Origin of the sequence: Shewanella gelidii, from assembly GCF_014647855.1 — a bacterium.
GTDB classification, from domain to species: domain Bacteria; phylum Pseudomonadota; class Gammaproteobacteria; order Enterobacterales; family Shewanellaceae; genus Shewanella; species Shewanella gelidii.
Genome location: NZ_BMPZ01000001.1, coordinates 688,231 through 712,672 on the forward strand (window position 1 = coordinate 688,231; position 24,442 = coordinate 712,672).

Here is a 24,442-nt window from a genome sequence, read left to right on the forward strand (position 1 = left end):
TAGCTTGCCATTCGATCGTAATGAGAATAGTTTAACTGCATTGGAGTGCATCAAGGTTGCAGCCTCTCTCCAAAACAAACGGGTTGATACACGCCACAGTTCTGCATGCAAAGGAAAATATTCTATGTTTAGTCATATTATGGTTGGGACAGATGATGTCCAAGTTTCGAAAGCGTTTTACGATGCGGTATTAGGCACTCTAGGAATTAAACCCGGAATGATCGACGAGCAAGGTCGTTGCTTCTACATGGATCAAGCCGGCATATTTGCTGTAACCCCACCGCTAAATGGGCAGACAAGCACCTGTGGCAATGGCTCAACGATAGGCTTTAGTGCGCAAAGCCCTGAGCAAGTTGACGCTTGGCATGCTGCTGGTGTCCAACATGGTGGCACGACGTGCGAGGCCCCCCCAGGCATTCGTCAAGCGGGCGTTGGTCCTTTATATCTTGCATATTTACGTGATCCTTTCGGCAACAAAATTTGCGCTTTGCACCGTGTGCAAGCTTAAAGTCAACGCAGCGTTTTGAACATCTAGAGCGCCAAGCCGATGCTTTTTAATCATTAGGTTTGGCGCTTACCTCGCATCCTCGATATCTCGCAAGCCTACAAATTAACTTATTTTTTATCCGTATTTTATGGCTGCACACTCTGATTTTACTGACCACGGCAAGTATTCATATTGGCAGACGTTAAAAAGCCGAGTGAATGATTTTTCTGCTCTTCCTGCCGCTCAAACCGTGATGCCCAATTAAAAACCCAGAGTTTGACCAGCTTTACGCAATACAGCAGGATTTCAGGGGAGGATGAAGAAATGTATTGTCATCGCTTAGCGATCAACATCAATGATGAAACCAGCATCCGTGATTACGCGATGATCTTGTCATGATTTCAGGGTAGAATCGTGCGCTTCAAAATGAGCGGTGTTGAATCAGTCTATCAACAACTTTTTTTGAACTCATCATTCAAAGTCTGGAACAATACAGATTCTGAAAATCAGCATTTTATTTGGCAGTGTAGGTACAGCAACATGGCAGGCTCGAAAGATCCTTGTTTTATTCAATTTAAGCAATCTATCAAAGCCATTTCGCTCCCTAATAAATTCACGTTCCCCTTTTATTATCAGCCGCACCCATTATGCCAAGTCGCGGCCAATGAACTGCAATCCTATTTACTGACACAAAATGACTGGCAACATAATTTCGGTTTAACAACGACTGCAAGTGAGCGCACTTCGAGCATTGCTATTGGCAAAATGTTTGGTGTTCTTTTGGTTCGCAGCCCCCAAGGAGAGATAGGATATTTGGCGGCTTTCTCTGGGAAGCTAGCCGAGCAAAACATCCTCCCCCCGTTTGTGCCACCCGTATTTGATATGCTGACTCGCGACAGTTATTTTCAGCAGCAAAGCAAGCCCATTAACCAAATAAACGTCCAAATAGAGCAACTACAGCAAGATCCGCAAGCAATACAAATTCAGGCGGAATTAGAGCAGGCAAAATCGCAATCTGCTACGCAAATTAAAGCATTGCAGCAGCAAGGCGTTGAAGCCAAAAAACAACGAAAAGCGCAAAGAGCCGCAGGTCAAAATCAACTTTCAACGGCAGATTTTACAAAGCTTTCCATCGAATTAAGCCGGCAAAGTGTTCAGTTCAAACAAAAAATTCAACAACTCAAAGAGCGTTGGCAAACGACAATTTCTTTGCTTGAGGAACAACAACAAAGTTTTGAGCAGCAAATCACCACGTTAAAGCAACAGCGAAGACAATTATCAAATGCGCTGCAACGCTACCTTTTTTCTCAATATCGTTTTTTAAATGCCAAACTTGAAACTCAAGATCTCAATGATCTGTTTCAAGATGCTCCTGACCAGCTTCCGCCTGCTGGAGCTGGTGAGTGCGCGGCGCCAAAACTACTTCAATACGCCTATACCCATGGCTTTACACCATTAGCCATGGCAGAATTTTGGTGGGGTGCGGCGCCAAAGTCTGATGTGAAGAAACATAAGAATTTCTATCCGGCCTGTCACGGTAAATGCCGGCCTATCTTAGGGCATATGTTACAAGGGCTAGTAGTGGACGATGATCCACTGCAACAAAACAACGCCGAGACCCTTGCATTACCCGTTATTTATCAAGATGCACATATCGCGATTGTAAATAAGCCACCCGAACTACTCTCTGTTGCAGGTAAAGCCATTACCGACTCAGTTCAAACCCGCGTGGCAAAAATGTTCCCAGATGCCACCGGACCGTTAATCGTGCATCGCTTAGATATGTCGACTTCAGGACTAATGGTGATTGCGTTGACCAAAGATGCAAATAAACACCTGCAACAGCAATTCATTCGCAGAACCGTTCAGAAACAATACATCGCCTTGGTCGATGGGGTGCCATCGACGACTGAAGGTGTGATTCAACTGCCTCTACGCGTTGACCTTGATGATCGTCCGAGGCAACTGGTCTGCGAACAGCATGGCAAACCCGCAGAAACCTATTGGCGACTAAATCAACAGAGTCATGATCAAAGCCTGCTGGATTTATTCCCCAAAACAGGCCGCACCCATCAACTCCGAGTCCATTGCGCTCATCATCTAGGGCTCGGTATGGCCATCATCGGCGATGATTTATATGGTACCGCCGCCAAACGGCTCCATCTACACGCAAAAGTGCTTACATTTGCACATCCACACACCCAAGAAATGATGCGTTTTGAAGCTGCCGCCGACTTTGAATCATTGTCAATGAATACAAACGATTGAGATTGTAAAATATACGTCAGTAAGCACTAGTCAGTTCGGTGCAAAAAGCGCAAAATAGACCACTGAACCTGTTGCTATTTAGTTGTTACAAGAGGTAGGCGGTATGAAGTACTCTCGTCGGTTGGCGCGTGTTATTGCTTGGTTATGGATTGGTTTTTTTGCCATGAATGCTTGGTCCCATTCAGGGGGGCAAGATGACAACGGTGGTCATGTCGATAAAACAACGGGTAAATACCATTGCCATCGTGCCGATTGTGTATTGCCAGATCCCCTCAATCAAGCCAGTGATTTTCTCAAAGTCGTTTCTTTTAATATCCAATTCTTAGGCAATTTCAAAAAGCGAGATGACGAAGCTTTAGCAGCGTTCGTTGCAAACAACGATATTGTAGTGATTCAAGAACTGGTCGCGCCTCCTTTTGCAGGTACATTTCCAGATAACCAGCCTTACCGACCCGATGCAGAGGCCAGAGAGTTTTTTGATGCCATGCAATCCCATGGGTTCCGCTATATTTTATCAGAGGAAGATACTGGTACAGGAAATCGCATTCACCTCAACAGCACTGCCACGGAGTGGTTTGTTACCTTTTACAAACCTGAGTCCGTTCAACCCGAGTTAACTTTACCCAATGGCTTTCTTGAGCTAGATCGGTCAAACCACCAAAGTTATGAGCGCGTGCCATATGCGACACCATTTAGAAATAGCAAAACGGGGAATGACTTTGTTTTGATTTCGGTGCACTTAAAACCCGGAGATAGTAAAAAAGATAAAGAACGTCGTCGCGAAGAGCTAGCAGCGGTCGCAAGGTGGATTGAAGCGCATGACGATACAGAGCAAGATTTTTTTGTGGTTGGCGATATGAACTTTAAAAACTGTGCCGAAATTAGTGAAATTGTTCCGGAAACATTGACTGCATTGAACACTGGCCAAGATTGTCTTCATACCAACACCAACATAAACAGCCCTCGCCCCTATGACAATGTTCTGTATCCCGCTGGCACCAACGAACTCTTTTTAGATGGCAACTTTAAGGTCATCAACTTAATCGATGGGATGGAACAAGCTTGGTATCAAGACTTTACCACGCCTTACCCTGGTAAAGAGCCGTATATTCATAATCAATTTAGAACCTTATATTCAGATCATCACCCGGTACAGTTCACGATCCAGCAACGCAGCGATGATGATTAGCCAATCAATGCGAACATAATTTATCGAGAATGATGCAAATAAAGCGTGACCTGTCCACTGGCTAGTCAGTTAAAACATGCTAAGGTTTAACTTCATCAGGCCAAAATTTTCAAGGAAGAATTCGCGGCAAAATTTAGCTGCCGCGATAGCCCGACATGCAAGGAGCAGTTTATGCAAATCGATGGTCATCATGCCTTAACATATATCGCAGCCCGCTTTGCTGGCTTTAGCCAAATGCAAGCCAGTACCATTGCTTATAGCGCGCAATATGTTGATGACGCAACCAATAGTGGCACGATAAAGTTTAGCAATGGCGCCATGTACAACCGCATTTCATCTGCCCACCAAATGTTGGACTACCGCAACTTCGACGAGCTCGCCAACCATCAAGTATGGGCACCATTTCATTTCTTACCCGGCAATAATGGACTCCCAGCTGGCGAGAATCCACACGGTAGCTTTATTCACAAATTGGTATGCCATCCCGATAGTTTTGTCGCTAAGGATATGCTGAAGCAAGCGATCGCGGATCGTGACAAGCCCTATGGTCTGCATCGCCTTGGCATTAGCCTGCATGTTTATGCTGATACCTTTGCCCATCAGGGGTTTGCTGGTGTCACTCATAAAGTGAACGAAGTACATCACCTCAAAAGTAATGACAGTGCGCTCGACCAAGGATTTTTTCAAAAAATAAAGAGCTTTTTTGTCAGTGAAAGCTATCCACTCGGTCATGGCGCGGCGTTGAGTTTTCCAGATAAGCCCTATTTAGTATGGAGCTACACCAACGGACTCGATCAGAAAGTCAAACGGGATAATCGCGATATTTTCCTCGAAGCAACAGACAAAATGTGCCGCGTCATGCAGTGTTTTCGGCATGGCAATTTAACAGAACAAGATTTAGGCCACGCAATGGCGCAAGCACCCGGTTTACCGATTGAAGACGCACAGGTAATCAAACTATTACTGGATGAAATTCGTGACAATAACGGCGAAGTTCGCCATCAACGTTGGTTAGAAGAAATTGCCCATGGCAAGTTTTCATTTGGTCCAGAGCGCCCTGTGTATATAGCAAAAGGACAAGGCTCCTGGAAGTATCAGGCAATTGGTCAGCTCGAAGCGATTGACCAAGATGACGAAGAGTTTGTTTACAGCGAGTCATTTCTCACGTCGGATTGGAAGATGTTTCATGATGCATTGCAGGCCTATCGCTTTGATGTATTGCACGACATTCTCCCCCGCTATGGAATTTGTGCCGCTTAATGCCAGCGAACGTTCCACTGCTAATCGGTTTAATTTAGGCAAGAGGCTCCCAAAGGGGCCTCTGTTATATTTGGAAGTCCAAAAAGAACACCTCCCCATTGGCGTAGGACGCTAAGTTTTGAACTCTACTCGCTAACCGAATAGATTGCGACAATAGAATTCGAAACTTATTTTGGACATAAACTAGCTAGAATAAGTACTCAGCAACATTAAATGGATTAAGAAAAGTAAGGTAGCTGGATATGTTGTAACACCTTAAACAGAGGGCTTTTGCGACTGCAGAAATTACGATAAGCGGATGCTTAAACACACTTTCTTTTTGCCCAGTACAAACAATAGAGCCAACCACCAGGAGGAAAAATAAAGTTGAGTAAAAACGAATAAAATCCAACAAGAGGGAGGTTACTAGCTTTACCTTTGGCAAACCGAACAGTGAAATATATGATGATTACAGCAAGTACAGCAAACACTTGCCCCCAAAACGTACCATTGAAGACCATATTCAAAACTCCTTTTATGGTAAATATGTTTAGCTTACCGAATAATTCGCTTAGCAACAAAGAGCTTGCTTAAAGAAACCAGTTAGTGCGTGAATGAATAAAGATAGGCCAACTAATTGAATATTGAACTAGCCTGTTTACCCAATTTAACTATCGAAGGTGCAATAACGAGTCAAGAATAGAACGCTCTGGCTCGTAGTTGGACATATACGTGCTAGACTTTAAGCTCTAGCAGGGAATATTCAGATTAGTATTTCTATTAGATAAATGAGAGGTGTCTGGTCTGCGTAAAGCAGACCAGTCCATTTCTCCAGTTTGTAGAAAAAAAGCTTGGCAAAACGTGCGGGGCAAGCCTATCGTCACGAAGGCCACTTTACTTAGACTAGACGATGCAGCCAGCGTCCTCAATGCAGCAAAACCTCAGTGCCATACTTTGCCGCAGTGCTATAAAGCGCTGTATCAAACCATCGCATAACCATCTAGAGTTGAGCAGCTCTAGTTTAAAAGACTTAATTGAACAGCAACCAAGCAAAAGGGGCTCACCATGAGCCCCTTTTTCCGACTAGCTGCATTGCAAATGACCTCTAGCGCCATTGCATAGAGGCCATCAGTTTACATCGAGTCCCTAGCCACAATTATTGTGGAATCTGGCAAGAGAAGCTCGCAGCTGACTCCATATCACCACTGCCATTATAGGTGGCAACTTTTGGGAATGGACATAGTGGACGCGAGCGTTCGGCTGACCAATCTGCTGGCAGCTCAGTATTAGTCGCACGGGCGTTAGCAACAATCGCTTCTGGCGCTTCACCCTGCTCAACCCAGGCAACAATATCATCAAGAATCGTATTGACCTGATCTGTCGCAGGGCCACCGCCACAGTGGTTCATCCCCGGCATCAAATACAGTTTAGCGAAATCAGTCGCCGTACCAGTGTTGGCTTCATCAACGGCCTGATACCAGTTAATGGTATTTTGCACCGAGAACACTGGGTCAGAGGTGCCATGCAGCACTATCATTTTGGCGCCACGATCCCGCAAAGTCGCGTACTCAGTTTCACCATTCAATGCCATAAATTGCATGGAAGACTCAGGGAATTCGCTGGTGGTGTTATTAATAGCGGCATCGGCAGCATCCATATCTAAATTCACTGCATATTGATAGGCTTCAATTAACCCTGCATCACCTTGGGTGTTATAGTCAGTAAACTCTACCGGTGGCGTGCTAAATACTGTCGCAACTGTACCCGCATCACGGCTAAATGCGTTAACCATTTCCCAGCTGGCCCAGCCACTAGCGCCCATACCAACATCATAAGGGAAGTTTACATACAGCCCAGTACCATCTGATTTTTGTGGCCCTTGCATTATGTTACCCAGCGCAACCTTTTGCGCAGCAGTCAAACATGTGCCATCACGGTCACTACTACAGGTGGCTACATCACGGTCAAGATCAAAGGCATCTTGACAAGCCAAGGTATTGCTAATCATGCCATCGGCAGCGCCATCTAAACCATCACACTGCTTGATCACAGCATTGGCAACTAAATCATATTCTTCTGAAGTAACTGTCGCTTGTACAGCAGCTGTAATTGCGCTGGCGCTGTCAAGCGCGGTGCCTGCTGGGATTAAGGTGGCAAACTGCTGCACACCATAGAGCTGGGACACTGCGGCTTGGGGAAGGTCATTGCCTGGATTGCCCACCAAGAAGCCATCATACTGATCAGCATAGCGAGTTGCTGCAACCATAGAGTGCCGCCCTCCATTCGAACAACCGGTAAAGTAAGAGCGATCTGGTTGCTTGCCGTATGCTGACTCAATGAGAGATTTTGCCATAGGCGTTAATTTGGCAACAGCTTGATAGCCATAATTCACTCGCGCTTGATGATCTAGGCCAAAATACTGCAAGCCATAGCCTTCATGGCCTGCATCTGAGCTAATCACAGCAAAACCTTTGTTCAGGGCTGACGCATCTTTTGCTACTGTAGTCATAAAGCGGCCAACCGCCTTATTAACTCGGCCATCAAGGCCACCATTGGCCTGATATAGGTATCGGCCGCTCCAGTTCGTCGGCAGGCGCATTTCAAACTTGATGGTATATACTTGGTCTTCTGCACCAAGTAAGCCTGTGCCCAAACGCGGCTCCATCTCGCCGGTTACAACACAATGTTCTGGGGCTGTAAATATTTCTCCGCGGCCGTTATAGTCAATATCACCTGCGGCTACAAGTTCAGCAGAGGTAATCTCGGTGTCGTCAAAGCTAAAATTGTTAAGCAAGCCGTCACAATTTTGCAGACTTGCGGGGGTTGCTGCCGCCAATACGGTTAAGGTTTTTTCTGATTCAGTATCTGAGCTATTGCAGCCAACAAGGCCTGTGCACAGCGCCAGGATAATGGCGACTGAGGTCATCGATAATTTCATTGGAACTCCTTCCATGGCAAAGATTGCCTAAAGATAAAATTCATAAGGTGGGAATGGAGCCAGCGAGAGTGAGAGTAAGGGCAGGCTCCGGTACTAAGCGATGGTGTGTGTTAACGTGAGCTTAGATTTTGAACTTGTAGTACACGTAGAAACGCGTATCAGTTAGATCATCACCTGCGGCGTAGTCAACAATCGCGTGACGCGCACGGACGCTAAGACCATCAACGTATTTCGCAAGGTTATAGGTCACAGAAAAGTCTGTTTCAGTAAAATCACTATCTGCATTACCATCAACCTCATAGTTAGCATAATTTACGTAGGCACTCACACCGTTCAGCGCAGAGTCTTTTGCAAAACGATACGCGAGTTGACCGGCATAAACATCTTCATTCGCACGGCCAGACTGATGTACCTGCTGGATCACAACTTTGTCGTCACCAAACGGGGCAACAACATTACCCTCACCTGTAGTGACATATTTCACGGTGGCATCAAAACCACTCCACTTCATGCCTAGGTGGAAACCCGCTTGATAGGTATCAAACTTGGCTGTGGTGCTATCTAACTTACCCACAGAATCTTGCTTAAGATAAGATGGCTTAAAGTACCATTTCGTCCCAGCTAAATCGCCACTGAACATGGCATTGAAGTAGTACTGGTTATAGACATCTTCCATGCTGTAATACCAAAAACGAGTTTTGGCAGAAATACTATCAACAGGTAACTTGTAATCGAGGCCTAAAGCTAACATTGGGCTTTCTTCAAGGTCGATATTGCTCATATCGACGCCTTGGCGAGCCAAGTCACCTTTCACACCTTTAGATACTGATTTAAATTTGGTATCCGTCCATCCCATATAGTCATTGATGTAAAGACCGGAGATAGTTAGATTTTTAATAGACGTGTTTTTGGCACTTACACCGCGGTAAGTAAATGGAATCGCACGCAGAGGGAAAATGCTCATCATGGTGGTATATAGTTGCTGCGCACCGACCTTCACTTCAGTGTCAGCCCATTGACCACGAACATAGTACTCCTGCATGCGATTCACAGCCTGACGTTCAACCAACATGCCAGGCGCACCACCACCAACAAGACCATATAAACCTTTGCTATCACTTTCGGCAATGGGGTTTGCCGATGCGAATGCACCGCCAAAGCTAATGCCATTCACATCACCTGACTTAAGGTAAAACAGCCCACCCAAAGAGGTATCACGGCGGTCCGTTCCATCATCAAAATTACGTTGAAAATCAAACAACTGAATCTGGCCTTTTACGCTGCCATCTTTAAAGATGTTTTCGATTGGATCTGCTGCCATTGCTGGGCTAGCGGCCATGCAGGCAGCCACAAGAGGAAGTAATTTAGTTTTCATTTCATCGGTTCTCGCTTCATATTTTGTAATTCAAGTTCTTTCATAATTTTCACGATTAAGGCGTTACCAGTTTGAAACGTAAATGGCAGCTGCCACAGTAGTTTTCAGACTCTTTGTGTTGGTGGTGACAGTAATTACAGTTCGTTTCAGTACCAAAATGACGGTTTTCATGTGGGTTAGTTATTGGGTGATCGGCTGTTTCTTTAGCAAGCTCTTTGGTGTCATGGCATTCAAAACAAGCCGTTACTGGTGGTTCGTTAAAAGGCTTACTGCTGTGGCAATCCTTACAGGTCAGACCTAGATCTTTATGGACGCTTTCTAGTAGCGGTTTGTCTGCTGAAAAAGCGCCAGCGGCGAACACACTTAGTGCAAGTGATAGAACAATATTTTTCAAAGTTAACTGTTTCATGATGTTATTCCGTATTCTCATTGAGTCAGATGCCCGAATTCATTCGGGCAACGTCTAAATAGTCGCCATGGCTTAAAGATTGGCCACGTGTTTACCCGTTAAGTAACCGAAGGTGTAACAGCGACCAAGCGATAGACCGAATACGGTTAGTGGGTAATCCACACCACCATAGAAACCGCCACCTAAATTACCGATGACAAATAGACCACCAATTGGCTTCCCATCTGCATCTAATGCTTGGTGGTGTTTATTAACTAACATGCCTGAACACAAGGTCGAGATACGCATGCGACGGTGGATACCGTAGAAAGGTGGCTTCAGTAAAGGCGCCATTTTGTTTACTGGCTTTCCAAAATCATCATCCTGCCCCTTCTTACACAGCTCGTTATAACGCTTCACATTGGCTGTAAATATCTTTGGATCACACTCAAGTTTCACTGCCAGCTCTTCTAGCGTGTCAGCCTTGTAGGTATTGATTTGCGATGGATATACATTTTTCTTCGGTGTTGGATCTTCAGGCATGTAGATCTTGATTTGCTCAGGGTCATATAGTTTGCCCGGCCAGTCTTTCGCGCGCGTCATATACTCAGAGTCAAATACCTGTGAATAATGACCTGCGTTTTCCTCATCGCGTAAGTAGTTATTCATGAGTGACATGGCGGTCGTTTCGTTGACGAAACGCTCACCTTTGCGGTTCACTGCAAGGAATGGCATATCACACATCGATGCGGGGCCTGCATCAAAATCATGTAGCATCTTCGTATGCCCAATCGGCTCAATAACACCACCAGCCCAGTAAGCCATCGCAAAACCGTCACCAGTTCGATCCATCTGCTTACGCTCAAAATTCTTCAGATCAGGAATGAAGAAGTTACACATGTCTTTGTTGTTCTGGTAATCACCAGAAGAAAGAATCACACCTTTCTTCGCCATGTACTTGTGGTATTTACCATCACGACTTTGAGCAATCACTCCAATTACATTGCCAGACTTATCTTGAATGAGTTGTTGCGCAGGCATGTTGAAGAAGAAATTCACCCCTTGCTTCTCAGCGTACTTAGCCAGTGCCCGCATACCATCACCAGTGGTGTATGGCTTAGGACCGAAGTAAGAAGTGTGGAAATTTAGTTTGTACTCAGTCAGGCCGCGTATACCGTGCTGAACTTTTGAATACTGGTTTTGGACTTGTGCACCACCTTTCTTAGCTCGGTCAATAACCCAAGCCACTGCCTCACCCGAGTTATAAGCCCATTCGCGCACTAGATCTGGGTGACAACGGTGGGCGCTATCTGCCATCAAGCGATTGACGAGCGCTTCAACACCAGCTTTATCACATTTAGATAGATCTAGACCAGAGCCGGTATTTCCTTGAGAAACCACAATTGCTTGTTTTTGCAATACGGCAACATTCGCGCCATTTTCTGCAGCAGAAAGCGCTGCTGGTACGCCTGATGCACCAGCACCAACCACAACCACGTCAAAAGTTTGGGTTGAAACAATATCTTTATCTGCAATTGGCTTTGGCTTTGGCATAAACTCAAGTGATGCACCGCCATCGGAACTCATTGCATACTCAGAACCTTTAGTTGCTGCAGTTGCTGCAGTGCTCGCTAAGCCACCAGTTAAAGCCACCGCACCAGTGCTTGCCGCTGCGCCAGTTAAGAAACGCCTTCTTGAAATACCATTTTGAAGGACATGGGAGGTATACAGATCACTTTCATTCTGATTCTGCATGTTTTTTTTACTCATTCTAATGCTCCTTGTTGCCCCGTGATTCTTAGTGAATGTGTTCTATAGGTTGCGACACTCTATTCAGGAAAAACCCCAGGCAGCTCTAAATCGACTCACTTCAAAAAACGGTTTCTGCCGCAATATGGCGTTCATTCCGCTTTTCTTATGTCAAATGTATAATGTATAACATATGACAAAAAGCTTTATGTTCTATATCTTTGGAGGTATTCTCAATCAACAGCTATTTTGTGATCAAAAGCATATTAAGCAGCCAACTTGAGTAAAATCAGCGCTAGCTCGCGTTTATCAAGGCCGTGAACGCGGGTTCAGCGACCGCGGCTGTGGTACAATTCGGCAAAATTGAGATAAAGGAATACCCTTGGAACCATTCAAGCCCATCAAGCAGGTCAAAGCATCTGATCGAGTTTTGCAGCAACTCAAAAGCGCTATTTTTAATGGTCAATTTTCTGCTGGCGATAAATTACCATCTGAGCGAGAACTCATTGAGAATTTTCAGGTGAGTCGAACTGTGGTACGAGAAGCCATTAAAGTACTGGAAGCCAGCGGTTTAATTGAGATCAAACAAGGAGCAATGGGAGGTGCATTTGTTAAGCTGATGAATTTTGAACACCTCAGTTCAGCGACCAAAGATCTGTTCTTTATGAACCAAATGACCTTTCGCGAAATTTGTGAAGCAAGATTAGAAATCGAGCCGTTAGTAGCAAGGCTTGCCGCTGAAAATTGCAGTGCTGAAGATGCAGAGCGGCTGCGCTTTGCTTGCCAGAATGAAAGCGCAACTCTTGAATACCCTGAGACGGTAATTCTGCGCAGCAAGGTGCACTATATTTTGGCAGAGATGTGCAATAACCGTTATCTCACCGCCATCGTCAAATCCATGATCGAACTGGTCGGCAAGATCACCAAACAATTTGAGCCAGATACAGACCAAATTCACCCAGCTGGATTACATGACGTAATTGTTGAAGCAGTGATTGCCGGTGACGCAGAAACCGCCGAGCGTGAAATGCGTGAGCACTTGAAATATTTCCTCGATACTTTGCAGCAAATTGAGCAAGAATATCGGCAGAAGGGCTGAGACAGGCATACCCCTTCATTGATCAAAATAATAAATACTGCAGCAAGTTAAATAACTCCACTGAACAGTATAAATAATTATTAATTTCCCTTTAAAGCTGTTAAATTCTCATCGCATTTTCAGTCTTAAAGGGACTTAGCTAGATGAAATCAAACCACCTCTTATTACTCGTACCAGTTTAATGCTTGGCGCCTGTGGCGGCTCAAGTTTTGATAGCTAGACACCGAAAAAAGAGCAACGTGTTCGCGGCAGCCTTACCAAAGAGGCTTGCCAATTATGACAGAATAACTGGAACACAATCCGGGAGTTGATAACCCCCTAGTTATCTATACGCTTTGTAGTTCCTCAAAATTCTGTTTCTCGAACTTCAATGGTGACAATCCAAACGCCTTTTCATTAAAAAAAGTATCATATGAAGAGTCGCCTTCTAAATAGGAAAGGGGCATGGCTGAGCTAGCAAAAGGCGGTTAACTCTAGGCTGGACAAAAATGCGTTAACGCAAACACTCTAAAGGTAGATTGAAGGATTAGGAAAAGTATTGGCAGTCCGTTGCTGCACCTTGTTAAGCACGGCTTGCTACCCCGATACTGACCACTTGTTTGTGAATGGGGATAACCAAATATATATACTCTCCATGGAAATCTGAACTAGCGTTGAATAACATTACTTGACCATCAGAAAATGGATTTATCTCTGGCTCAATCATTCGATAGGTCATTTCCATGTTTTCGATGATATCCCACTCGAAAAGCTTTAACGTATCATCATCTGAAATTTTCAGTTTCTTTAGAATCGTTTCATTAATAATACTCGTTAGTTGAGAATACCCAATTTTGGAATAATCTCCTAACTCTACGCTTCTTTCGGATAAGTGCTCTTTCAGAACATTCTCAATAGTTTCATTAATATCGAAAATCTCTGCCCAAAAATCACAATTATTCCCACTCAATCGTCTGAGCGAGTGTAGATATCCGTTTAGAAATTCAGTTGCACGATCTATATTCATGTGGGTGCTTAACGCCAAGCAAAGCAGCGCAGCTTGCTTGTGCGCCTTGTTATACAAGTGGTCATTGAAGCCCCTCCTTTGCAAGACGGCTCCTAATTTTTGACTGAAGCTGTGCCTCACCAGCACGCAAATTAGCCTGAAGATTGTTCATAGCTTCAATTGCAATTGCTGGTTGAAGGCTTGCTAGCTTCTGCCCGATTGGTGAGCGGTAAAAAGCAACTAATTCTTGTAGCTCTACCAATGAAAAATGCTTGCGGAAAGAGGGCTCGTACAGATTTAGAAGATACTGCTCTGTAAGATAGTTTTCCAGATAGTGTTTTCGTATTTCATCAAATACAACATCTACTAACTCAGGATCTTGTTGTGAATTTCGTAAGTTCTGGGCTTGCAACATTAGTGAGTTCTCTACAACGGATTTGGTGCTTTCAATTGACCCAGTTGCTTCAAGAAAGTCTCGCATAGTATCTTTGTAAGCTCCGTCTTCAGCAGAAAGCACAGAGACTGAAAAAAGCCAGATAAAAATAGTGATCGCTACTCGGAACATAATTAAACTCGTATAACATTTGTATACTGCGCATGCGCGAATATTTGAAAAAACGCGCATGCGCATTTAGTAAACCTTTTATCTAAATCTAGGCTTCGCAAAGCCATTGATTAATAAGCACTCTATCAGCCTTGCGCAAAAAGAACGAGCATTCTTAAACGAAAAATGAGCATTTGCGCAGAGATCTTGTTGAAAGCAGGAAACCTGTGACAATAATGGATTAGCAAAGTTGAGCCAACTGACAGGGTTACTACCTAAGATGCTTACCCAATGAAACTCATTTAGGGGCAGAGACATGTTCGTCAGCAGCTTTCTGCTTTTGGGCACACCCAAAGTGTTTCTCGTGTTAGCCCTTTGCTTGCAATCTTAAGCGTCTAGTTTCAGACATGAATGAAAGACGCCCCTCAACCACAAGATAGGCATAGAGTTTCTTTAAGAGCTTGGCTTATACTAGGCACCGAATGTATTTGCTGCATTGACTTGGGCAAACGCCACCGTGAACCAGCCAGTGGAGCGCCAGTGCCTTTAACGAAACAACTGCTTTTATTCGTCGATGTTGTACAACAAGGCTCGTTTAATAAAGCGGCAGCACTCCATGAAATGGATAATTCCTTTTTATCAAAGCAGATTAAGAAGCTCGAAACTGAGCTTGGCGTACAGTTGCTCAACCGCTCTACACGCTCATTTTCACTGACGCCCGCTGGGGAAGATATTTTACGCCAGGCCAAAATGCTGAGCGACACATTAGCACAAGTTCAAAGCATTGCAGATGCTCATCAGTCAGAGCCCAAAGGCACCTTGAAAATCACCTCTGCGAGCTTTTTTGGCCAGCAATATCTACAGCCTGTCATCACCCAATTTATACAGCGCTTTCCTGATGTAAAAATTACACTCTCCCTAGATGATCATAAGACCGATATTATTAGCGATCATTTTGATCTTGCTTTTCGCGTTGGAAAGCTGAAGGACTCTAGCCTCATTGCACGAAAAATTGCTAAAACCAATTTTGCATTAGTCGCTTCTAAAGCCTTTATCGCACGCCATGGCAGCCCGCAAACTCCTGAGGAGTTATTTGATCTTCCTGCCGTGGTATACAGCAATGACGATGTCAGTTTAGATTTGGTGAGAATGAGTGAGCAGCCCAAGGGACAGGCCTTAAAAGACTATAAAATGAAAGGGAATCTCAAAGTTAGCGACGTGAGAACTCTCATTGCAGCAGTCGCAGACGGGCTTGGCTTTTCATTAATCGATTTATCGAATTTGGAGCAACCCATTGACCAGCTTGGCTTAAAGCCACTGCTTACGAACCATCACCTTTCCACTATGGATACGGGCATTTATACCCTGTATCCACACCGTAAACAGACCTTGCTTGCCAATACCTTTATTCAAGCCGTCCAAGACTATATTGGCGAGCCCGCATTTTGGGAGCAATACATTCCCAATTATCACAAACTCTACAAATAGCGTGCAGCTAACTGACACGCTCACTTAAACCATCAACAACCAGTGCAGTAATATTGTGCGTCGATTGCAACCGCAACGATTTAGCTTGCGCGTATTCAGGCCCTTCATGCCATGCGACTGCAGCTTCGCGATTTGGGAATTGAATAATCACAGTCATATCTTTTGCTGCACCTGAAAGATGCAGTGCCAATTGGGTTGCCACTAGGATTTCACCTCCGTACTGAGCAACCGAGGCCAACGTGACATGATTGGAACCCGGATTATAGTCAGCATATTGTGCTGGAGACTCGATGTCATAACTCACGATAAAAAAGCAACTCATAGCACTATTAATCCTCTCGCTTTACAGTTCAGTGACGAAATTCATGTACTGTTTCATATCGCCGATTACCGCTGACTCCATCAACGCGCCCGTCACTTTTGAATAAGGTTGGCTGAAGTGAATATCCCAAACTGCGGACTCATTACGCCAGTGCTCATATACTGCCAACGTGCTTTCATCACCATCAACTGTATAAAGATCAAATAGGCGACATCCAGCCTCCTCTCGAGTCTGGACAATATGCTGTTCAAATTGCTCCAATAATGCAGCTCGATGGGCTTGTTCAATTTTAAAGATAAAGAAAATTACAAAAGGTTGGTCAGAACGAAGTGCTGGCTTCATGGCCACAGGCTGTGGAAACGTATCTTGTAAATCAAAAACCTCAGGCTTCTCTTCAACACTCGCTTTTACGGTTTCCGAAACGCTTAACGTATAATCCTGCTGTGCATGGAGTGCTTCGGCGGGCTTATCTAGCCAGCGTTGGTAAATGAAAAATATCGATGGCTGTTCATTATCCACAAACAGACGATACTCTTGGCACCCCGCCTCTTTGATTGCCAGCTCTCGATGTGCCAGCATGACCGATTGAAACACATCAACTTGGTCTGCTTTCACCTTAAATTTGACAATTCGCGTCAACATTAGCCAATCCTCTTTCCTATCAATTTCCTAAATCAGATCACAAATATTTGTGTCCTATGAACGGATGCTAGTGTCCGGACTTTATTGACGTGAATACAGGAGAGTTCCAACCAAACATTAAGGTCGATAAAGACAACAATATAGAGTTTTAAAGGATATTTCTTGCTTTAGAGGAGGCGACTAGTTGCTCGTTAACCCTTTGAATACAAGGTCGAAAAGAAGACAAGTGATATACCTATCCACAGAGTCCATATTTTTCTTTTGTCACGGTTAAATTTCAAACGAATTTCTCGTGCGTTACTACGTTATTGACCAAATCCCGTTACTCCATATAATCCAACGCCTTCATATATCGTGAGATTAAGCAAATACAAACCTTAACTGATTTCTATAGTGCGTAAGAATTCGCCAAGAGTAACGTTGAAGAAATGAGTTCTTTTATTCAGTGATTTGCTGACTTCACCCCAAATTTTTAAAAGGAGAAACAATTGAAAGACTTGAAAAGAGGAGTTTTTATCAGGATATGTTGCCTCGCGATTATGGCGATTAATATCAACAACGCGCAAGCGGACAACACGATTGAGCATGTAACTACGCAGGTGACCCATCAGCAGGACGCAAAACCTGTGGTGCGTGAGTTTGGTATGAGTCAGTTTTCAATTGCCCACCGAGTCAAACAGCTCGAACTTGGTGCTGTTCATCTTTATGATTTTGGCAGCATCAAACTCCACGCTTATGAAACAAAAGATCCCTTCAATACATTTGTTTTTATTCTAGAAAAGCTTGGCCAAGCTGTCCTCCTTGAAACACCGCCACTGAAGAGTAATTACCAAGAGCTAACAAACTATATCCTCTCACTTGGACACCAACAGATTGACTTGGTTGTGTCTTACCACCCAATTGGGGCGCAATTTATCGAAACACCTCATCTTAAGTTTAAAAATATTTATTCAATGCAACATGCCGTCGACAATTATAAACATGGGCTCGGTGCTTCTTCATTGGTCGGGCTAAAACAACGATTTGGGCAAGCGTTTGACGAGACCGTCTATCAACCCACAATGATGCTTGATGAGGGCTCAGTACAAATTGCTGGGATTCAATTCTTTATGACTCACGCTGATTTTGCCTTTGATATGGCAATACCTGAAATCAATGCCGTGCACTCACATATGTTAGGTCATGATAAGCATGCTCTGATCTTTTCAATGGCGTTTTTGGATGCTGCAATCCAGCAACTAGAACGATTTCAGCAAAATGATTATGAGTTTGTTTTTAGCTCCCATGCACAAGCTGAAACACGAGGTGATGTGTCCATCAAGCTCGCTTACTATCATGCCTTCAAGCGAATTTTAAAAGCATCTAAAAACAAATCCGAATTCATTGCAGCAATGCAACAGGCTTTCCCTGGATATGGTTGGTCATTTTATTTAGAAGGCAGCGCCAATTTCTTATTTAATCCGAGTTAAATATTTCTTCTCTTTGCGTGGGTAACGCATGCCTACGCAAATTGAGTAAATCTGGCAATGAGTGATTTTAGAAGAAGGGTGTAGGGTCAATATCAATGGTATAAGGAGAAACCCCGCGTTTGATATTTAACTCTGACTTCTTCAAATCAATCATACTTACTTCGACATATCGGTGATGCTTTAATGAGTAAAAACATTTCACGATGGGCTGCCGCGCCTCACGGCCATTGGTTTCCCAAACGATCCCCATTCTGCCATCACTCAACTCTACCAACGAGCCAATGGGATAAGCACTAACACAGCGAATAAACTTACGCACAAGTTTGGCATCGAGGTGATGTGGTGCTAGACCTTGAAGAATTTCGAAAGCTTCTGAGGGGCTCATGGCCTCTTTGTAACAGCGCGTCGCCGTCAGTGCGTCATAAATGTCAGCAATACAACCCATACGACCATGCACAGGAATGTCATCATGACTCAGCCCGCGAGGATAGCCTTGACCATTGAGCTTTTCGTGATGCATTAAGCAAACATCTTTGGAGATTTTAGAAAATCCTTTTGCTTCTTGCATGATCTCTTCGGCAAATGTTTGGTGCAACTTCATGTGCTCAAATTCTTCCGTGGTTAACTTACCCGGTTTGTTCAATATCAAGTCATCAACTTCAGCTTTGCCCACATCATGAATAATGCCGCCAATGGCGAGCTGTGCCAATATCGACTTCTTTAACCCTAAATATTTACCAAAAGCCACCAATAGAAAGGCAACATTCACCGAGTGTTCAAACAAGTACGCGCCCTTGGTTCGCAACGCTGAAACATATTTAAAAGCATCGGCATCTTGTAAAACCATCTCAATCATTCGCTCAACGAGATCTTCTATCTCCGAGGCATCGATCGCCTTACCACCATAGATGTCATCCATCACTTTACGGGTCAGCGCTTTGGCTTCCTGTAGCATCAAACTTGCTTTATTAATCCGTTGCGCTCGTGTTTGTTCAGTAACTTTTTTTTGAGGAGGCTGCTCAGGCAATTCAAAATGACAGGACTCACTTGAACGCCCAACATCCACCCACACCTGTTGTATGCCCTTACTTTCAAGCTGAGCAATTGCTGATGCAGACTGAACGCGCCCCGGTGTCGATAGGTTAATTTTGCCGTTTTTTTCTATCGCGGCCACAAACATCCCCACTTGGAGTTGGTTTAAACTAACCTGAAGCAAATCCTTATTTGCACACTTTTCTTGCTGGGGCATATTGCCAAAACTCCTTGCAATGACGATTCAATAAGCAGCCAATTTTCCAACCTTCAACAACAAAAGAACTGGCTTATTAAAGATTAGTAAAATCGTAGCGTTTAGCGATACAAACCTGTCGATTCATGATTAAAATTTTAACTCTCTATACTCAAATTGCAGCAATCATGTTGTTCAGTTTGTCATCGACCTCTAAAAGTACAAAATTCAAGCGACATTGATGCAAAACTGGAATACCAATTTAGGGTTATTGTTTCTATTATGTAGTAGAGGTTGGTTAGTTTTTGATCGCAGCATATGTCAACTGCCGAGAAAATTTAGTAGAGGTGTTATGTCAGAGATAAAAATCGATATATTTTCTTGGAGCGATTCGTTTAACACTGGGCTTGAAGAAGTCGATCTGCAGCATAAGCATATGGTGGAGATCCTCAACCGACTTGCTCAGAGAATTGCGCTGGGCGCTGAATATAGCGAAATCAAAGATATTCTGACTCAACTCACCGATTTCACACTGTTCCATTTTCATTCCGAAGAGCAAATCTGGGAAAAACACCTTCCCAATGACCCATTAAGCAATTTACATAAAAAGCACCACGCGGAATTTGCGCTGAAGCTCTCGCAAATTAAAAGCAATCTTAAACAGCCCGTAACGTTTGAAACTGTTCAAGAGATTTTTGGCTTCTTAAGTCGTTGGACTATTTTGCATGTGGTGGAGAGTGATAAACATCTCGCATACATCGTGAACTATTTGAATCAAGGGCTATCCATTGATGAAGCAAAAATCGCAGCAAACCAAGAGATGCACCTCTCAAATGCATTTGTGATTGACGCCATTTTATCGATCTATCAAGGACTGTCGCTGAATACATTGGAATTAATCCGTGAAACCTATATCAGCAGACAAATGCAAATCAAACTTCATGAAAGTGAAGAGCGATTACACGAGGCCATGAATTATGCTCGAATTGGCCACTGGGATTTACCTTACCAAGGCACTCAAGCCAATTGGTCTGTTCAAATGTACGAATTATTCGGCTTATCGACCGATGCATCATCAGGGCCTGAAACTCTCTGTGGCTTAATGTCGCAAGAGCATCAGGACCGTTTTATGAACTCGATGCAAAACAGTTTTGAACATGGGCATGAACATCACGTGGAGTACTTAATCACACGCCCAAATGATGGGCAAAAACGCTGGATTGAATGTCGAGGCAAAGTCATCAAGAGCAATGATGGCACACCAGAAAAAATTTCTGGTTTTATTCAAGATATCACTGAGCACAAGGAAACCGAGCAAAAAATTGAAATGCTCGCATTTTACGATCCACTGACCCTGTTGCCGAATCGCAGATTACTTCTAGATAGACTCAAACAAGTACTGAGTTCCAGCGCACGAAGCACAAGCTCGAACGCGCTACTCTTTCTAGATATCGACCATTTTAAAACACTCAATGACACCCATGGTCACGATTACGGCGATATGTTGCTGAAAAAAATTGCCAAGCGCCTTGGCAAAAACATCCGCGAAGGGGACACGCTCGCACGTATTGGCGGTGACGAATTTGTAATTGTCTTAGAAGGGTTAAGTGAGCATGCTCTCACAGCGGCGACTCAAACTGAAACCATCTCCAATAAGATCCTTCAGGTACTCGCCAAACCCTATCGCTTAAAAGACATTCATTACAACAGCAGTATTAGCATCGGCGTGGTTTTATTTAAGGATCATCAAACTGACACGACTGAGTTAATGAAACAAGCAGATATTGCGATGTATCAAGCCAAACTGGCTGGCCGCAACACACTCAAATTCTTTGATCCAAAAATGCAGTAAGAGTTTACTGAACGCGCAGAAATGGAATCGCTCTTGCGAGCTGCTGTCGATAGACAGCAATTTGAACTGTACTTTCAGCCTCAGTATGGTCATCACGGCCGTCCCATTGGCGCAGAGGGTTTAATTCGATGGAATCATCCAGAAAGAGGACTTATTTCACCGGCCGCATTTATTTCAACGGCAGAAGAAACAGGACTGATCATTCCGATAGGTCTTTGGGTTTTAGAGACAGCATGTAAACAACTAAAGCAGTGGCAAAAATGCACAAGCACTGAACACCTAACCATCTCGGTCAATGTCAGTTCAATGCAGTTTTCCCAATCTGAATTTGCATCCCAAGTTACCCAAATTATTCAGCAACATGCGATCAATACTAAGCAGCTCAAACTTGAACTGACGGAATCATTGTTACTTGATAATGTGGACAGAACAATTATACAGATGGAGAAACTCGGCGCATTGGGGATCCAGTTCTCACTTGACGACTTCGGTACTGGGTACTCTTCCCTTCAATATCTGAAAAAATTGCCGCTATATCAACTCAAAATTGATCAATCATTTATTCGCGATTTAATGAGCGATATGAGTGATCAATCTATTGTTCATACCATAATCTCCATGGCAAATAGCTTGGGGCTAGAAGTCATCGCTGAAGGTGTTGAAACTAATGAACAGTTCCAATATCTACAAAATAAAGGCTGCCATTACTTCCAAGGTTACTTGTTTGGTAAACCCATGCCGATCTCTGAATTAGCGATATACCTTCGTTAACCAGCCAGCACATAACACAAAGGTTTTTTCATCTAAGCGCAACGCATGCAAACGCATGATTTGTTGGTTTTGTAGTCCTGACACGAACCCTAAACGAGAGGGCTGCAGAATAGCATTTCACAATATCAAGCAGAACAATCATCCATCTGCCTTTTGAAAAATCGAAAGATTTTGCAGCAGAAAACAAGCGCAGTGTTTCAAGCGGCAGCACCAGTTAACCCTGCTGCACTTTCACGGCATCCAAGATAAAGACTAATGAAAGCCTTGCTTAAATAAGTTATCAATCAGAACTTCCACCCTTTCGATGTTCCCAGTGGTTCTCGCATAGGTTCTCAGCCCCATAATTTGCACTTGTATATAGCTTGCAAGAGCCTGCGCATCAACGTGCTCTGATAATTCTCCACATGCTTTCGCTTTCAAAAATACTTCAGCAAAAACAAGCTCAATCTCTGCTAACAATAAACGCGCTTCTTTGAGTAACTCTGCATTATCTTCAGTCAACTCAGCCACAGTTTTAGCGAGCATACACATATCACTCGGGGCTTGATGGCAACTGTCTACAATCATTTGTCGCAGCAATTGCTTTAACGCGTGCAACGGTGAAGCGGCGGCCGCGCATGCTCGAATTTGAACAATCGAAAGGCGGGCATAGTTTTGTAACGCTTCTTTAAATAAGCCTTCTTTGCTACCAAAGCTGGCATAAATACTACCGGGCCGCATGTCGATCACGTCCTGTAAATTGCGCATAGAAGTCGCATGAAAACCTTTTTGCCAATAAAGATTCATGGCTTTGTTGACCACTTCCTCTCTATCAAACTTAGCTGTTTTTGCCATGGACGCTTCACCATTTATTGAACATGTGTTCAATTTTATATTGAACGACCGTTCAATTTCAACTATATTCAATTCGACAACCCAATATCTAATCCATACCAGTAAATGAACACTGCAATTTAAACCTTTGAAGTCAGGAGAGACTTGATGAGCAAATTCAACATTCACACCGTAGAGACTGCACCAGCTGAAAGTAAGGCGATGCTACAACAAGCCAAGAACAATAACGGCATGATCCCAAACTTGTTAGGTGTCTTATCCGAGTCACCGCAAACCTTCGCGGCATATAGCCAATTACACCAGCTATTTACTGAGTCATCCCTTGATCACGAGGAGATGACCGTAGTTTGGCAAACAATTAACGCCGCACACAATTGCACGTATTGTGTACCGGCCCATACGGCGATAGCTCACTCGATGAAAGTCGACCCTGAGCTAACTGAAGCACTCCGTAATGGCGACGCAATGCCAACTGAAAAACTGCAAGTCCTACGAGATACAACGCTTGAGCTGGTTCAGGAACGCGGTGAGCTATCCAGCGTCTCGCTCGAGCGGTTTTATTCGGTCGGCTACGCCCAGCGCCAGCTGCTAGAAATTGTTTTAGGCTTATCACAAAAAGTGATCAGTAACTATGTCAATCACCTTGCGCATACCCCTTTAGACTCAGCCTTCCAGCCATTCGCTTGGGAAAAGAAATAGAAATAATCGCTGCGCTACAACTCGAGAATAGCTAGCTTTCGATATGAGTCAATTGGTGCAATGATTCCAGAGTCATAGTCGGTGACACATCCCAAGGGTCAAACACTTGGGATTGGGATCGTTGCACCCATGCAGCTTTCATGTTCACCGCAACAGCACCGATTACATCAAAAGGATTACTTGAAATGAGCCAAGCTTGCTGCGCATCCACTTGTGCAGTCTGCAAGAAATGCTGATAAACCTTGGGGTTTGGTTTAAAACTTTTTACATCTTCACAGCTAACAATGGCTTGAAAGCTATCAATAATTCCAGCGGCAGATAGCAGCTGGTCAACTGCTGCTCGCGATCCATTAGAAAAGGCAAAAAGTGGATAGCCTGATTGCTGTAGCGCAGCTAAAGCCGGGGGAGCATCATCAAAAGCAGGCAAAGTTTTATAGGCTTCAAGCAGTGCTAGCTTTTGAATGCGACTCAAGTGTTTTTGCTGAGATTGGCAAGTAAACTCAAGAGCATCTCGAGTGCAAACTGAAAAGTCTTGATATTGATCCATTAAGCCACGCCGAAACGAGTATTCCAATTGCTTATCACGCCACGCAGCTGAAAAAGCAAAGGCATCCTCGCCCATCATTTGCAGCAATGTATCCAGAACACCTTGGGTGTCGATTAAGGTGCCGTAAACATCAAACGCCAATGTTGGTTTCATAAGTCTCTCCCTTCACTTATTGATTTTTCATTGAAGCACAGCGTGAACTGTCACTCAATAAGCGTTTGTGATGACTAAAGCAATAACGCCACGGCTAGATAAGCGCGTCCATACTCCGTCAATGTTTTCAACATTTGCATACCTATTCAGAGGCAGAACACTCAGGTATATTATTC

21 protein-coding genes are annotated in these 24,442 nt (G+C 43.9%); 10 read left to right on the plus strand and 11 right to left on the minus strand.

The genetic code is table 11. The features are described 5' to 3' along the window. Positions 1-124 precede the first annotated feature (124 nt). The 4 genes from IEY18_RS02985 (at position 125) to IEY18_RS03000 (ending at position 5,204) form a co-directional block, all read left to right on the plus strand. Complete coding sequence (locus IEY18_RS02985; RefSeq protein ID WP_188917621.1) at positions 125-508, plus strand: VOC family protein; 384 nt, start codon at positions 125-127, stop codon at positions 506-508. Between the two features lie 519 nt (positions 509-1,027). Then, positions 1,028-2,755: an RluA family pseudouridine synthase gene (locus IEY18_RS02990; RefSeq protein ID WP_188917623.1), complete on the plus strand. Its 1,728-nt coding sequence runs from the start codon at positions 1,028-1,030 to the stop codon at positions 2,753-2,755. 103 nt (positions 2,756-2,858) lie between these two features. Next, positions 2,859-3,944: a YHYH domain-containing protein gene (locus IEY18_RS02995; RefSeq protein ID WP_229779702.1), complete on the plus strand. Its 1,086-nt coding sequence runs from the start codon at positions 2,859-2,861 to the stop codon at positions 3,942-3,944. A gap of 171 nt (positions 3,945-4,115) precedes the next feature. Continuing rightward, entirely contained in the window at positions 4,116-5,204 is a 1,089-nt protein-coding gene (locus IEY18_RS03000; RefSeq protein ID WP_188917626.1) for a DUF6765 family protein, read from the plus strand. A gap of 1,135 nt (positions 5,205-6,339) precedes the next feature. Here the strand turns inward: IEY18_RS03000 and IEY18_RS03005 are convergent. From IEY18_RS03005 to IEY18_RS03020, 4 genes are all read right to left on the minus strand, one after another. Then, complete coding sequence (locus IEY18_RS03005; RefSeq protein WP_229779703.1) at positions 6,340-8,121, minus strand: tannase/feruloyl esterase family alpha/beta hydrolase; 1,782 nt, start codon at positions 8,119-8,121, stop codon at positions 6,340-6,342. Between the two features lie 121 nt (positions 8,122-8,242). Further along, on the minus strand, positions 8,243-9,496 hold the full coding sequence (locus tag IEY18_RS03010; protein WP_188917630.1) for an OprD family outer membrane porin: 1,254 nt from the start codon (positions 9,494-9,496) through the stop codon (positions 8,243-8,245). Between the two features lie 55 nt (positions 9,497-9,551). Continuing rightward, on the minus strand, positions 9,552-9,905 hold the full coding sequence (locus IEY18_RS03015; protein WP_188917632.1) for a cytochrome c3 family protein: 354 nt from the start codon (positions 9,903-9,905) through the stop codon (positions 9,552-9,554). A 72-nt stretch (positions 9,906-9,977) separates the two neighbouring features. Then, positions 9,978-11,654: an FAD-dependent oxidoreductase gene (locus IEY18_RS03020; RefSeq protein WP_188917634.1), complete on the minus strand. Its 1,677-nt coding sequence runs from the start codon at positions 11,652-11,654 to the stop codon at positions 9,978-9,980. Positions 11,655-12,015: 361 nt separating this feature from the next. Between IEY18_RS03020 and IEY18_RS03025 the strand changes: the two genes are divergently transcribed. Then, positions 12,016-12,732: a FadR/GntR family transcriptional regulator gene (locus tag IEY18_RS03025; RefSeq protein ID WP_188917636.1), complete on the plus strand. Its 717-nt coding sequence runs from the start codon at positions 12,016-12,018 to the stop codon at positions 12,730-12,732. A 562-nt stretch (positions 12,733-13,294) separates the two neighbouring features. Here the strand turns inward: IEY18_RS03025 and IEY18_RS03030 are convergent. Continuing rightward, positions 13,295-13,738, minus strand: coding sequence for a hypothetical protein (locus tag IEY18_RS03030; RefSeq protein ID WP_188917638.1), 444 nt, complete (start codon positions 13,736-13,738; stop codon positions 13,295-13,297). 61 nt (positions 13,739-13,799) lie between these two features. Continuing rightward, entirely contained in the window at positions 13,800-14,282 is a 483-nt protein-coding gene (locus IEY18_RS03035; RefSeq protein ID WP_188917641.1) for a DUF2059 domain-containing protein, read from the minus strand. Between the two features lie 519 nt (positions 14,283-14,801). Here IEY18_RS03035 and IEY18_RS03040 point away from each other — a divergent pair. Continuing rightward, entirely contained in the window at positions 14,802-15,749 is a 948-nt protein-coding gene (locus tag IEY18_RS03040; protein WP_188917642.1) for a LysR family transcriptional regulator, read from the plus strand. A 7-nt stretch (positions 15,750-15,756) separates the two neighbouring features. On the opposite strand, the gene IEY18_RS03045 is transcribed toward IEY18_RS03040, so the two are convergent. Next, positions 15,757-16,071, minus strand: a complete 315-nt coding sequence (locus IEY18_RS03045) for a DUF1330 domain-containing protein (RefSeq protein ID WP_188917645.1) — start codon at positions 16,069-16,071, stop codon at positions 15,757-15,759. A gap of 21 nt (positions 16,072-16,092) precedes the next feature. Next, positions 16,093-16,713, minus strand: a complete 621-nt coding sequence (locus IEY18_RS03050; RefSeq protein WP_188917647.1) for a putative quinol monooxygenase — start codon at positions 16,711-16,713, stop codon at positions 16,093-16,095. Between the two features lie 488 nt (positions 16,714-17,201). On the opposite strand from IEY18_RS03050, the gene IEY18_RS03055 reads away from it, so the two are divergent. Then, positions 17,202-18,182, plus strand: coding sequence for a hypothetical protein (locus tag IEY18_RS03055; RefSeq protein ID WP_188917649.1), 981 nt, complete (start codon positions 17,202-17,204; stop codon positions 18,180-18,182). A gap of 67 nt (positions 18,183-18,249) precedes the next feature. On the opposite strand, the gene IEY18_RS03060 is transcribed toward IEY18_RS03055, so the two are convergent. Beyond that, positions 18,250-19,431 carry a cyclic di-GMP phosphodiesterase gene (locus IEY18_RS03060; RefSeq protein ID WP_188917651.1) on the minus strand — a complete coding sequence of 394 codons (1,182 nt, stop codon included), beginning with the start codon at positions 19,429-19,431 and terminating at the stop codon, positions 18,250-18,252. Positions 19,432-19,762: 331 nt separating this feature from the next. Here IEY18_RS03060 and IEY18_RS17365 point away from each other — a divergent pair, with 331 nt between their 5' ends. Then, positions 19,763-21,262 (plus strand): diguanylate cyclase domain-containing protein, encoded by a 1,500-nt coding sequence (locus tag IEY18_RS17365; protein ID WP_229779704.1) that lies wholly within the window; start codon positions 19,763-19,765, stop codon positions 21,260-21,262. Positions 21,263-21,283: 21 nt separating this feature from the next. Continuing rightward, on the plus strand, positions 21,284-22,033 hold the full coding sequence (locus IEY18_RS17370) for a putative bifunctional diguanylate cyclase/phosphodiesterase (RefSeq protein WP_229779705.1): 750 nt from the start codon (positions 21,284-21,286) through the stop codon (positions 22,031-22,033). Positions 22,034-22,285: 252 nt separating this feature from the next. On the opposite strand, the gene IEY18_RS03075 is transcribed toward IEY18_RS17370, so the two are convergent. Beyond that, entirely contained in the window at positions 22,286-22,867 is a 582-nt protein-coding gene (locus IEY18_RS03075; protein WP_188917652.1) for a TetR/AcrR family transcriptional regulator, read from the minus strand. Between the two features lie 147 nt (positions 22,868-23,014). Between IEY18_RS03075 and IEY18_RS03080 the strand changes: the two genes are divergently transcribed. Further along, positions 23,015-23,566 (plus strand): carboxymuconolactone decarboxylase family protein, encoded by a 552-nt coding sequence (locus IEY18_RS03080; RefSeq protein WP_188917654.1) that lies wholly within the window; start codon positions 23,015-23,017, stop codon positions 23,564-23,566. Between the two features lie 31 nt (positions 23,567-23,597). Here IEY18_RS03080 and IEY18_RS03085 read toward each other — a convergent pair whose 3' ends face one another. Further along, positions 23,598-24,266: a haloacid dehalogenase type II gene (locus IEY18_RS03085; protein ID WP_188917656.1), complete on the minus strand. Its 669-nt coding sequence runs from the start codon at positions 24,264-24,266 to the stop codon at positions 23,598-23,600. Positions 24,267-24,442 lie beyond the last annotated feature (176 nt).